Origin of the sequence: Streptomyces sp. NPDC020845 (assembly GCF_044334165.1) — a bacterium.
Lineage (GTDB): Bacteria > Actinomycetota > Actinomycetes > Streptomycetales > Streptomycetaceae > Streptomyces.
In genome coordinates, this window is record NZ_JBIRSJ010000003.1 from 96943 (window position 1) to 108367 (window position 11425).

The window sequence follows — 11425 nt, forward strand, 5'->3', positions numbered from 1 at the left end:
GGCGTGGCACTTCTCGCCTTCGGCTTCCTCTACCCCTTCGGCGTCACGCTGTTCGCGCCGCCCGCCGCCGAGGACCCCGACGTCCTCGGCAAGCTCGGCGGCATGCTCGGCGACCCGTACGTCCTGGAGGTCGCGGCCCGCACCATCCGGGTCGCCGCTCTGACCACGGCCATCTGCCTGCTGCTCGGCTTCCCGGTGGCGTATCTGATCGCCCGGGCGCCCCGGCGCCGCCAGGGGCTGCTGCTGGCCCTCGCGGTGTTCCCGCTGCTGCTCAGCACCGTCGTACGGACCTTCTCCTGGCTGGTCATCCTGGGCCGCAACGGGCTGATCAGCGACCTGCTGACCGCCCTCGGCCTCGCCGACGGCGGCACCCAACTGCTCTACACCGAATTCGCCCTGATCGCCGGGCTCACCCAGCTCTTCACCCCGATCATGATCCTGACCTCGTACAGCTCGCTGTCGCATATCGACGTCAAGCTGGAGGAGGCCGCCCGCGGCCTCGGGGCGAGCCCCGGCCGGGCCTTCCGCCGGGTGGTGCTGCCGATCGCGCTGCCCGGTGTGCTGGTCGGCGCGATGCTGGTGTTCGCCGGCGCGGTCACCGCGTTCACCACCCCGCTGCTGCTGGGCGGCACCCGCAACCGCACGCTGGCCACGCTCCTGTACGACTACGCCAATGTGAAGCTCGACTGGGGCGCTGCCAGCGCGGTGGCCTTGATCATGACCGCGCTGGTGGTCGTCGCGGGCCTGATATCCGGCCGGCTGTCGAAGGTGGGTGCCGTCTGATGCGCGGACGTCCGCTGCTGACCGCCGTGGCCGCGCTGGCCCTGGTCTTCCTCCTCGGGCCCATCCTGCTGGTGGTGGCCATCGCCTTCTCCTCCGGCGACACCGTGGAGTTCCCCCCGCCCGGCCTGTCGGGCAAGTGGTTCACCAAGGCGCTGGCGTACCAGCCCTTCCAGGACGCGCTGACCACCAGCGCGCTGGTGGCGGCCGGGGCCACGCTGCTCGCGCTGCTCGTCGGCATCCCCGCCGCGCTGGCGATCCAGCGGCGGCGGTTCCGCGGCCGCAAGGCGGCCGAGGCACTGTTCCTGTCCCCGGCGATCGTCCCCGAGCTGGTCCTGGGCTTCGCGCTGTTCCAGCAGCTGATGGTCACCCTGCGGATCACCGCCCTCGGGGCGCTGCTGATCGGCCACACCGTGCTGCTGCTGCCGTACGCGGTGCGGGTGACCGGTGCCTCGCTCGCCATGGCCGACCCCGCGCTTGAGGAGGCGGGGCGGGGGCTGGGTGCGGGCCCGCTGCGGACCTTCTTCCACATCACCCTGCCGGTGATGACGCCCGGGATCGTCTCCGCGGCCGTGCTGTCCTTCCTCACCTCCTTCAACAATGTGCCGCTGTCGCTGCTGCTCAACGGCCCCGGCGTGACCACCCTCCCGGTCCAGATGCTCAATTACGTCGAGTTCTCCTTCGACCCGGTCGTCGCGGCGGTGTCCACCCTGCTACTGGCGGCCACGGTGGTCGTCGCCCTGGTGACCGAGCGGCTCGTCGGCTTCAACAAGGTCTTCGGCAAGTAGGGATGCACGCATGACATCGACGATGACGACGACGAAGACGGCGGAGACGACGACGCCGGTGGTCCAGTTGCAGTCCATCACCCGGGAGTTCTCGGGCTCGGTGGCGGTCGACTCCATCGATCTGACGGTGCGCCGCGGGGAGTTCACCGCGCTGCTCGGCCCCAGCGGCTGCGGCAAGACCACCACCCTGCGGATGATCGCCGGTTTTCTGCCGCCCACCAGCGGCACGATCCTGCTCGACGGCCAGGACGCCACCACCCTGCCGCCCGAGCGCCGCAACATCGGCATGGTGTTCCAGTCGTACGCGCTCTTCCCGCATCTGACCGTCGAGAAGAACGTCGCCTTCGGACTGCGGATGCGGGGTGTGCCCACCGCCGAGATCCGCACCCGTGTGGCCGAGGTCCTCGACCTGGTCGGCCTGGCCCATTTGGCCGGGCGCAAGCCCAAGCAGCTCTCCGGTGGCCAGCAGCAGCGGGTCGCGCTGGCCCGCGCGGTGGCCATCCGCCCCTCGGTGCTGCTGCTCGACGAACCGCTGTCCAACCTGGACGCGCGGCTGCGGGTCCAGATGCGCCAGGAGCTGCTGCGGGTCCAGCGCGAGACCGGACTGACGGCCATCCTGGTCACCCACGACCAGGAAGAAGCGCTCGAACTGGCCGACAACATGGTGATCCTCGACCGCGGCCGGATCGTCCAGCAGGGCCCGCCGCGCGAGGTGTTCCGGGCGCCCGCCACCCGCTTCGTCGCCGAGTTCCTCGGCTACGAGAACTTCCTCGACCTCCCCGGGCGCGGCCCGGTCACCATCCGGCCCGAGCACATCGGCGTCCTCGGCCCGGACGCCGAGCCGCCCGCGGGCGGTGAGGTGGTCGAGGCGACCGTCACCGCGGTCCGCTTCCGCGGCACCGACTTCGCGGTCACCGCCGCCGTCGGCGACCGCACCCTGCACGCCATCACCACCGACGAGACGCTGCGCGCGGGCGCGTCGGTACGGCTCCACCTGCCCCTGGGGCAGGCCATCCCCCTGCCCGGCGACGACGGCGCCGCTCGGCTCGGCAAGAACCCTCGTCAGGAGTGTCCCGCATGATCCGCACCGCCAGACTCACCACCGGCGCCCTGGCCGCGTCCCTGATCGCCTTCACCCTCTCCGGCTGCGCGGAGAGCGCCAAGGCCGACCCGAAGAAGCTGACGGTGAGCACCTTCGGCTTCGGGGCCGACCGCTTCGAGGAGACGGTGATCAAGCCGTTCGAGAAGAAGACCGGCATCGATGTCACCCTGGAGACGGGGGCCAACGCGGACCGGCTGACCAAGCTGCGGGTCAACAAGAACGACCCCACTGTGGACGTCGTGATGATCTCCGACCTCTTCGCCGCCATGGGCCAGAAGCAGGGCCTCTTCGACAAGGTCGACCCCAAGAAGGTCCCCAACATGGCGAAGATCTACGACTTCGCCAAGAGCCAGGACGGCTACGGCCCGGCCTACACCTACCAGCTGCTCGGGATGCTCTACCGCACCGACAAGGTCAAGCAGCCGCCCACGCTGGAGACCCTGTGGGACGCGAAGTACAAGGGCAAGGTCGCCGTCCCCGACCTGTCCACCAGCGCCGGCGTCCCGTTCCTCCAGGCCGTCTCCGCGACGTACGGCTCGGGCCCCAAGGACACCGACACCGGCTTCAAGAAGCTCTCCGACCTCAAGCCCAATGTGCTGAAGTTCTTCAACCGCTCCACCGAGCTGGTCAGCCTCCTCGACCGCGGCGAGGTCGAGATGGCCCCCGGCCTCGACCTGTTCGCCGTGGACCCGGCCAAGGCCGGCAAGCCCATCGGCTGGGTGCCGTTCGACAAGGGCCGCTACGTCGCCGCCAACACCGCCCAGATCGTCAAGGGCGCCAAGAACAAGGCGGGCGCCGAGAAGTTCCTCGACTACCTGCTGTCCGCCGACGTCCAGGAGAAGGCGGCCGCCTCCTTCAACGACAAGCCGGTCAACAAGGACGCCAAGGTCCCCGCCACCATCACCAAGGTGTCCGGCGAGGCCGCCAGCGACCCGGCCGCCGCCGGGTTCACCTCGCCCGACCTGAAGTACTCCGTCGAGCACAACGACGCGTGGGTGGACCGCTTCCAGCGCGAGGTCTCCGGATGAGCCAGGCCCCCAGGCGGGTCATGATCGACTGCGACCCGGGCATCGACGACGCCATCGCCCTCTTCCTGGCGTACGCGTCGCCGGAGCTCGAGGTCGCGGGCGTGACCACGGTCGCGGGTAACGTCGGCCTCGACCAGGTGGTCGACAACGCCCTGCGGCTGTGCGACCTGATCGGCGGGCCCGCCGCGGCCACCCCGGTGCTCCGCGGCCACGCCGGGCCGCTGGCCCGGGTGCCGCGCCACCCCGACGAGCCGGTCCACGGCGCGTACGGCCTCGGCGGAGTCGAACTCCCCGCGGCCGCCCGCGCCGCCCACCCCGGCCACGCCGTGGACTGGATGGCCGACCAGCTGCGCGGCGCGGGCCCCGGGGAGATCACCCTCATCGCCACCGCGCCGCTCACCAACGTCGCCGCGCTGCTGCACACCCACCCCGACACCCGCGGGCTGCTGCGGGAGATCGTGGTCATGGGCGGCGCGGCGTTCGCCCCGGGCAACACCACCCCCGCCGCCGAGTTCAACTTCCACGCCGACCCGGAGGCCGCCCGCTACGTCACCGAGTCCGGCGTCCCGCTGCGCATCGTCGGCCTCGACGTCACCCGCAAGGCCCTCACCCCGCTCGCCGACGCCGACGCGCTCGTCGCCGACGGCGGGCCCGTCACCACGGCGGCCGGGCAGATGCTGCGCCACCTCATCGACCGCTACGCCCGCCGCCACCAGGTGCGCGCCTGCGCGGTGCACGACGCGCTCGCCGTGGCCGCCGCCGTCCGCCCGGAGCTGCTGGAGTGGACGGAGGCGTGGGTGACCGTCGAGTGCGCGGGCGAGTTCACCCGCGGCGCCCTGGTGGCCGATGTACACGGGCGCACCGGCCTGCCGCCTAACGCGCGCGTGGCGACCGGCGTGGACGCGGAGGCGTTCCGCGCCTTCCTGATGTCCCGGCTGCGCGGCCGTTACGGCGCGGCCACCACCCCCGCGCCGTAGTGGCCCTACCCCTCACCAAACCCCCCAGAGCAGGAAGCGAGCAGGAGACCCCATGCCGATGCCAAGCCGCTGCGACCTCCTCATCCGTGGCGCCGGCGTCTTCTCGGTGCACACCGGCGAGATCCTGCCGGCCGACGTGGTGGTGACCGGCGACCTCATCCGCGCCGTCGCCGCCCCGGGCGTGCGGATCGAGGCCGAGCGCGTCCTGGACGCCGACGGGCTGATCGTCGCGCCCGGCTACATCGACGCCCATATGCACATCGAGAGCTCGCTGCTCACCCCCGCCGAGTTCGCCCGGATCACCCTGCCCCGGGGTACCACCACGGTCCTCGCCGACCCGCACGAGATCGTCAACGTCGCGGGGCGCGAGGCCATGGCCTGGATGATCGAGCAGGGCCGCGGGGCCGAGCAGACCATGCTGTGGGCCGTGCCGTCGTGCGTGCCCGCGCTGGAGGGCTTCGAGACCGCGGGCTCCTCGCTGACCGCCGAGGACATCGCCGAGATGCTCGACTGGGACGGGGTGACCACCCTCGGCGAGGTGATGGACTACCGCGCCGTGGTCGCGGGCTCGCCGCGGATGAGCTCGATCGTCGACGCGGCGCGGCGCAAGGGCGTCCGCCTTGACGGCCACTGCCCCAACCTGACCGGCGACGACCTCGGCGAATACCTGTGGGCGGGGATCGACTCCGACCACACCAAGAACACCCCCGAGGTCGCGGTCGAGAAGGCGCGGCTCGGCATGCTGCTGATGCTCCAGGAGAAGTGCCTGAGCGCCGAGCTGGTGCGCCGCCTCCACGAGCTCCCCGTGCTGCCCGACTTCTGCCTGGTCACCGACGACCTGGCGGCCGACGCCATCCTCGACCGCGGACACCTCGACCACATCGCCCGCGTCGCGCTCGACGCCGGGATGAGCCCGGCCACCGTACTGCGCGCCCTGACCCTGCACCCGGCCCGCCGCCTGGGCCTGGACGACCGGGGCGTGGTGGCCCCCGGCAAGCGGGCGGACCTGGTCCTGCTGCGCGCCCTCGACGACCCGACACCGGTGACGGTGGTCTGCGGGGGCCGCGTCGTGGCCGGGGACGACACCGCCGGGCCGACGCCCGACAACCCCTTCGCCGACTCCGTCCGCCTCGCCCCGCTGGCGGAGGCCGACTGTGTATGGCGCGCCGACCTCCCCGACGGGGAGCACACCTTCCGGGCGCTGCGGGTCAACCCCGTCGACACCTTCACCGAGCCGGCCGAGGTCGTGCTGCCCGTACGGGACGGGGTCGTGCACTGGGAGGGCAGGACGGCCGTGCTCGCGGTGTACGAACGCCACCACGGCACCGGCCGCCGGACGATGGCCCCCGTCGTGGGCTTCGACCTCGCGGACGGCGCCACCGCCACCACGTACGCGCACGACAGCCACAACCTCACCGTGGTGGCCACCGACGCGGGCGCGCTGCGCCGGGCGGCCAACCGCGTCATCGGCTCGCACGGCGGGATCTGCGTGGCGGTGACCGGGCGGCCGGACATCCATCTGCCACTGCCCGTGGGCGGGGTGATGTCCACCGCGCCCGCAGCCGAGGTCGCGGCCGGCGCGGGCGCCGTACGCGAGGCGCTGCACGGGTGGGGCTGGCTCCACCGCAACGCCTTCATGAGCGTGTCCACCATGACCCTCCCGGTGTCGCCCCAGATCAAGCTGACGGACCTGGGTCTGGTGCGGGTGGTCGACCGGGCCTGGGAGGACCCGGTCGTCGCATGACACCGGCCGTCAGCCCTCCGCGCGGCGCGAGCGGTGGGACATCCAGGCGGCGACCAGCGCGCCCGAGATGTTGTGCCAGACGGAGAAGACGGCGGCCGGAAGCGCGGCCAGCGGGCTGAAGTGCGCGGACGCCAGGGACGCCGCGAGGCCCGAGTTCTGCATGCCGACCTCGAAGGCCATGGCCCGCCCGGCGGGCTCGCCGAGGCGGGCGGCGCGGCCCGCCGCGTAGCCGAGCGCGAGCCCGAGGCCGTTGTGCAGCACGACGGCCAGCAGCACCAGTCCGGCCGCCGACTTGATGGCGTCCGCGCTCGCCGCCACCACGACGGCCACGATCACGGCGATGGTGACGGCCGACAGCCAGGGGAGCAGCCCCAGCACCCGCGCGAGATAACGCCCCGCCAGCAGCCGTACGACGACACCCCCGACGACCGGCAGCAGCACCGTCTTGAGGATGTCGGTGACCATCGACCCGGCGTCCACCGGCAGATACTCCCCGGCCAGCAGCAGCGTCAGCGGCGGGGTGACCAGCGGGGCGAGCACCGTGGAGACGGTCGCCACCGAGACGGACAGCGCCACGTCGCCGCGCGCCAGGTACGTCACCACATTCGAGGCCGTGCCGCTCGGGGCGCAGCCGACGAGGATCACACCGGCCGCCAACTGCGGTGACAGGCCCAGGGCATGGGCGATGAGCCACCCCAGGCCCGGCATGATCACATAGTGCGCCACCAGGCCGAGCGCCACCGCCCACGGACGCTTGACCACCCCGGAGAAGTCCTGCGTGGTCATGGTCAGACCCATGCAGAACATGATCGTGCCCAGCAGGTAGGGCACGTTCGGCGCCCATCCGCTGAAGGTGCCGGGAGTGGCCAGGCCCGCCGCACCCGCGGCGAGGACCAGGAGGGGGAAGACGGTGACGGCCCGTCTGGCCGCCCGGTCGGCGGTGGCGGGCTGCGGCGGTGTCGGCGGCGCTGTGGCGTCCGCCCTGCGGCTCGTATCTTCGGATCGCACCGCGTGATCGAACGCCCTCGGCGGGGCGCCGCGCAACACCGTCTCGTTATGTGGTCGCTACACGCATTTTGGGTCACCGCGTGCAAATGGTGTCCCAGGCCGTGCTTCGGGCGATGCCGCGGACGGTGCCTCAGGCCGTACGGGGCGGCAGCGGGAGCGGGAGCGGCAGACCGGGCAGCCCGTCGATGCTCGAGGCCACGTGCTCCTTCTTCTCGAAGTACGCGCTCAGCGTGTCATCGGTCTCGCGCCGGAAGCGGTCGGCGTGCAGCGTACGGTCCTCCCGGTAGTCCATGAAGGGGACCGCGAACCCACAGGTGTCCCGGATCAGCTCCGCCGTCACGACGATGATCGCCCGCAGCCCGTGCTCGGCCACGTCGATGTCCGGGAAGTGCTCCAGCAGGCCCGGGAAGCGCGGATCGTCGCGGAAGACGGGCTCGCCGCGGCCGTGCACCCGCACGATGTTCGGCGGGCCGGTGAAGGCGCACCACATCAAGGTGATCCGGCCGTTCTCCCGCAGATGGGCGATGGTCTCCGCGTTGCTCCCGGCGAAGTCCAGATAGGCCACCGTCAGCTCGTCGAGGACCGCGAAGGAGCCGGTCAGCCCCTTCGGGGAGAGATTCACCGTGCCGTCCCCGGCGAGCGGGGCGGTGGCGGTGAAGAAGATCTTCTGCTCTTCGATGAAGGTGCGCAGCCTGCCGTCAATGCGTTCATAGACCTTTCCCATGAGGCGCATTATCCGGGCGACGGGATGGCGGGGCCGATGTTTTCATGGGGGCATGCGGGACAGCAGCGGAAACGGGATCCGGATCCGGCGGGTCTACGAGACGCCGGACCCGGACGACGGGACACGCGTCCTGGTCGACCGGATCTGGCCGCGTGGCCTCGCCAAGGACTCGGCGCGGCTGGACCAGTGGCTGAAGGCCGCCGCCCCCTCCACCGAACTGCGCCGCTGGTACGGGCACGCCCCGGAGCGGTCCGCGGAGTTCGGCCGGCGCTACCGCGCCGAACTGGCCGACCCGGAGCGCCGCGCGGCCGTGGACCAGCTGCGCGCACTGGCGGCCACCGGACCGCTGACCCTGCTCACCGCGACCAAGGACCCGGCCCGGAGCCACCTGCCCCTGCTGGCCGAGGCGGTCGGCGGCTGAGGTTCTCAAGCCTCAGACGCACATCGCCGCGTCGTACCGGGCGAAGCCGCTCGTCTGCCAGGTCGTGCCGTCGGACGTGACGGCGAACGCCGCCGCACCCGGCAGCCGCTGCAGCCAGGGGCGGGCCCGCTCGGCGCCCATCGCGCACGCCGCGGTGGCCCAGGCGTCCGCGTCCGTGAGGCTCCGGCACACCACGGTGACCGAGGCGAGCGGATCCGCGGGGGGCGCGCCGGTGTACGGGTCGAGGATGTGGCAGCCGCGCTCGGCCGGGCCCGAGGTCGCCACGGCCAGCTCGTCGCGGGCCTCCACCACGGCGGCCAGCTCCCCGGGGCGCAGCGGATCGGCGATGCCCACCCGCCACGGCCCGCCGTGCGTCTGGATGTCCCCGCCGCCGTTGACACACACCGACCCGGCCCCCGCCGACGCCAGCATCTGCGCGGCGCGCTCCACCGCCCAGCCCTTGACCAGACCGGTCGGATCCAGCTGTCCGGCGTAGCGGGCGCTGAACCAGCCGTCGCTGAGCCGATCGGCCTCCTCGGCCAGCCGCAGCACATCCCGTACGTCCGCATCGCACTGCGACACATCAAGCTCGCCGCGGTGCAACCGGCTGATCTGGCTGTCCGCCCGCCAGGTGGAGAAGAGCTCGTCGACCCGGTGCAGCCAGGCCGCCGCCCCGTCCAGCGCGGCCCGCACCCGGGGCCGGCCGGCTTCGGGCACCTCACGGACGTCGAGGGAGAAGACCGTGCCCATGGCCTCCTCGACATGCAGCATCCGCCGCGGCTCGCCGTCCATCACAGACCGGCCTTGTCCAGCGCGCTCTGCAGGGACTTGCGGTAGCCCTCGCTGGTGTACGTGGCGCCGGAGACGGTGTCGATCTTCGCGCTCTGGGCGGTCAGTGCGGCCTTGTTCAGCTTGGGCACCGAATCGGCGGCGATCTGGTCGCTCTGCGGGCCGGAGTCGGGGGTTTTCACGGCCGTGGCTCCGGTGATCTTGCCGCCGCTGACGGTCACGCTCACCTGGACCGGGCCGTACTGGGTCTGGGCCGCGTCGCCGGTGACCGTACGTGCGCCACCGCCGTTGCCGCCGCCACCACCGCCTCCGCCATTGCCGCCATTGCCCCCGCCGGGTGCCGCCGGGGCGGTGGCGGGGGCCTGTGGCGCCTGTGCGGGGTTTTGCGGACCGGCCGCGGCGACCGGCTCCGACCCGGGCTGCTTCAGGGCGAGCAGCAACACGACCCCGGAGACGGTGGCCGCGGTGCCCAGGATGATCCGGCGCAGCGGATGTTTCTTCTTCATGACTCCGCCTCCCTTGCGTTTCGAAGGACTACATTTCGAAGGACTCGTGGTGGATACGGCGATCGGGCACCCCGGCCTCGCGCAGCGCCGCGTAGGCGTGCTCGGTCAGGCCGGGAGGCCCGCACAGAAAGACGTCGTGCCGGTCGATATCGGGCAGCACCGAGCGCAGCCGATCGGGGGTGATCTCGGGGCGTGCGCCGTCCGGCCCGTTCACGGCGTACAGCAGCCGGGCCCCGCGCTCCTCGGCGATCCGCTGGAGTTCGTCCCACAGCGCCAGGTCCTCCATGCTGCGGGCCCGGTAGAGCAGTGTGATGTCGCTGCCGCGGCCGGGCAGCGTCTCGAACAGCGCCCGCAGCGGGGTGATCCCCGCCCCGCCCGCGATCATCAGCACCTTGCTGCGGCTGCGCCGCCCGGTGGTCATCGCCCCGTACGGCCCCTCGGCCCACACCCGCGTCCCCGGCTCCAGCGTGGCGAGCGCCGTGCTGTGCCCGCCCACCGCCTTCACCGTGATCCGCATACGCTCCTCCTGCGGGGGCGCGGACAGCGAGTAGGGGTGGGAGCCCCACCGCAGCCCCGGCGCCAGGAACCGCCAGCGGAAGAACTGGCCGGGCTCCGCGCCCAGCCGGTCGAGGTTCCGCCCGCCGATCACCACGGAGACCATGCCGGGCGCCTCGGGGACGACGGCCAGCACCCGCATCCGGTGCCGCAGATTCAGCCCCACCGGCACCAGCACCCGGTACCACACCATGGCGGCGGTGACGCTGCCGTACAGCGCGTACCAGCCGATGCGCGCCATGTCGTCGGCGACGAACTCGGCGCCGGCGGTCAGCTGGTGCCAGAAGGCCAGGAACACGCCCGCGTACGTCAGCAGATGCAGGTAGTACCAGGCTTCGTACGGCATCCGGCGGCGCACCACGCCCGCCGAGATCAGGCCGACCAGCAGCAGCAGCCCGGTGCCGACCACCGCCTTGATCATGTCCGGGTACTCGGTCACCACCGTCACGGTCTGGTCGACGACGCTCGTCTGCGCCTGGGCCGCGTACCCCCAGATGATCAGCACGATATGGGCGAGGATCAGGCACAGCGTGTACCGGCCGCTCATGGCGTGCCACCGCGCGACCCGGTCCGACCCCACGCGCCGCTCCAGCGCCGGAACGCGCGCCATCAGCAGCACGACCAGCGCGATGGAGTACCCGCTGAGCAGCCCGGTCAGCCGTCCCCCGCCGACCAGCCACTCGGCGTTGCCGACCACGTTCGGGGTGTTCTGCCACCACAGCGTCACCACCGCCGCGGCCCCCGCCCAGCTCAGCAGGATCAGCGGCACCGCGGGAGAGCGGCGGGGACGGATGCGCCGCATCACCTCCCGCCGGTCGGTCCGGCTGTTCGTCACCGTCGTCAACGGCCTGTCCCCTTTCGCACGCGTCCGCGCGTCACCGGACGGCTCCGGTGACGAGGGGTACGGCTCGGGGGCGCCGATGTCTCAACGGGCGCACAAATTCGCGGTTTTCATGGCCGGTGTCCATGGGGAAGTGCCCGAGACCGCCGGGCTCCCACGAGG

General features: G+C 72.3%; 12 protein-coding genes. 7 read left to right on the forward strand and 5 right to left on the reverse strand.

Translation table 11 applies throughout. The annotated features are described in order from the left end of the window. Positions 1–3 precede the first annotated feature (3 nt). The 6 genes from ACH4U7_RS07715 to ACH4U7_RS07740 are packed head-to-tail and all read left to right on the forward strand — an operon-like array spanning position 4 to position 6419. On the forward strand, positions 4–783 hold the full coding sequence (locus ACH4U7_RS07715; protein WP_398527098.1) for an ABC transporter permease: 780 nt from the start codon (positions 4–6) through the stop codon (positions 781–783). Next, positions 783–1568, forward strand: a complete 786-nt coding sequence (locus ACH4U7_RS07720; RefSeq protein WP_014175081.1) for an ABC transporter permease — start codon at positions 783–785, stop codon at positions 1566–1568. The genes ACH4U7_RS07715 and ACH4U7_RS07720 overlap by 1 nt, the downstream gene beginning before the upstream one ends. Positions 1569–1578: 10 nt before the next feature. Next, on the forward strand, positions 1579–2649 hold the full coding sequence (locus ACH4U7_RS07725) for an ABC transporter ATP-binding protein (protein ID WP_398527099.1): 1071 nt from the start codon (positions 1579–1581) through the stop codon (positions 2647–2649). Then, the gene (locus tag ACH4U7_RS07730; RefSeq protein ID WP_398527100.1) at positions 2646–3698 is read left to right on the forward strand and encodes an ABC transporter substrate-binding protein; all 1053 of its coding nucleotides are present in this window, start codon (positions 2646–2648) and stop codon (positions 3696–3698) included. The genes ACH4U7_RS07725 and ACH4U7_RS07730 overlap by 4 nt, the downstream gene beginning before the upstream one ends. After that, positions 3695–4675: a nucleoside hydrolase gene (locus tag ACH4U7_RS07735; RefSeq protein WP_398527101.1), complete on the forward strand. Its 981-nt coding sequence runs from the start codon at positions 3695–3697 to the stop codon at positions 4673–4675. The genes ACH4U7_RS07730 and ACH4U7_RS07735 overlap by 4 nt, the downstream gene beginning before the upstream one ends. A 52-nt stretch (positions 4676–4727) precedes the next feature. Continuing rightward, positions 4728–6419: an adenine deaminase C-terminal domain-containing protein gene (locus ACH4U7_RS07740; protein ID WP_398527102.1), complete on the forward strand. Its 1692-nt coding sequence runs from the start codon at positions 4728–4730 to the stop codon at positions 6417–6419. Positions 6420–6428: 9 nt separating this feature from the next. Here ACH4U7_RS07740 and ACH4U7_RS07745 read toward each other — a convergent pair whose 3' ends face one another. Together ACH4U7_RS07745 and ACH4U7_RS07750 are read right to left on the reverse strand one after the other, a co-directional pair. Then, on the reverse strand, positions 6429–7427 hold the full coding sequence (locus tag ACH4U7_RS07745; protein WP_398527103.1) for a bile acid:sodium symporter family protein: 999 nt from the start codon (positions 7425–7427) through the stop codon (positions 6429–6431). Between the two features lie 130 nt (positions 7428–7557). Beyond that, complete coding sequence (locus ACH4U7_RS07750; protein WP_398527104.1) at positions 7558–8151, reverse strand: pyridoxamine 5'-phosphate oxidase family protein; 594 nt, start codon at positions 8149–8151, stop codon at positions 7558–7560. A 52-nt stretch (positions 8152–8203) separates the two neighbouring features. On the opposite strand from ACH4U7_RS07750, the gene ACH4U7_RS07755 reads away from it, so the two are divergent. Further along, entirely contained in the window at positions 8204–8572 is a 369-nt protein-coding gene (locus ACH4U7_RS07755) for a DUF488 domain-containing protein (protein WP_398527105.1), read from the forward strand. Between the two features lie 12 nt (positions 8573–8584). Here ACH4U7_RS07755 and ACH4U7_RS07760 read toward each other — a convergent pair whose 3' ends face one another. From ACH4U7_RS07760 to ACH4U7_RS07770, 3 genes are read right to left on the reverse strand one after another with little or no spacing between them, the layout of a single operon-like run. Then, complete coding sequence (locus ACH4U7_RS07760; RefSeq protein ID WP_398527106.1) at positions 8585–9364, reverse strand: FAD:protein FMN transferase; 780 nt, start codon at positions 9362–9364, stop codon at positions 8585–8587. Continuing rightward, positions 9364–9867: an FMN-binding protein gene (locus ACH4U7_RS07765; RefSeq protein WP_398527107.1), complete on the reverse strand. Its 504-nt coding sequence runs from the start codon at positions 9865–9867 to the stop codon at positions 9364–9366. The genes ACH4U7_RS07760 and ACH4U7_RS07765 overlap by 1 nt, the downstream gene beginning before the upstream one ends. Positions 9868–9895: 28 nt before the next feature. Then, complete coding sequence (locus tag ACH4U7_RS07770) at positions 9896–11224, reverse strand: ferric reductase-like transmembrane domain-containing protein (protein ID WP_398527499.1); 1329 nt, start codon at positions 11222–11224, stop codon at positions 9896–9898. Positions 11225–11425 lie beyond the last annotated feature (201 nt).

Bases quoted from the DNA above. Each gene is read 5' to 3' on its own strand.
- ACH4U7_RS07720 (WP_014175081.1), top strand. From the start codon at position 783: ATGCGCGGACGTCCGCTGCTGACCGCCGTGGCCGCGCTGGCCCTGGTC.
- ACH4U7_RS07725 (WP_398527099.1), top strand. From the start codon at position 1,579: ATGACATCGACGATGACGACGACGAAGACGGCGGAGACGACGACGCCG.
- ACH4U7_RS07730 (WP_398527100.1), top strand. From the start codon at position 2,646: ATGATCCGCACCGCCAGACTCACCACCGGCGCCCTGGCCGCGTCCCTG.
- ACH4U7_RS07735 (WP_398527101.1), top strand. From the start codon at position 3,695: ATGAGCCAGGCCCCCAGGCGGGTCATGATCGACTGCGACCCGGGCATC.
- ACH4U7_RS07740 (WP_398527102.1), top strand. From the start codon at position 4,728: ATGCCGATGCCAAGCCGCTGCGACCTCCTCATCCGTGGCGCCGGCGTC.
- ACH4U7_RS07750 (WP_398527104.1), bottom strand. From the start codon at position 8,151: ATGGGAAAGGTCTATGAACGCATTGACGGCAGGCTGCGCACCTTCATC.
- ACH4U7_RS07755 (WP_398527105.1), top strand. From the start codon at position 8,204: ATGCGGGACAGCAGCGGAAACGGGATCCGGATCCGGCGGGTCTACGAG.
- ACH4U7_RS07760 (WP_398527106.1), bottom strand. From the start codon at position 9,364: ATGGACGGCGAGCCGCGGCGGATGCTGCATGTCGAGGAGGCCATGGGC.
- ACH4U7_RS07765 (WP_398527107.1), bottom strand. From the start codon at position 9,867: ATGAAGAAGAAACATCCGCTGCGCCGGATCATCCTGGGCACCGCGGCC.
- ACH4U7_RS07770 (WP_398527499.1), bottom strand. From the start codon at position 11,224: ATGCGGCGCATCCGTCCCCGCCGCTCTCCCGCGGTGCCGCTGATCCTG.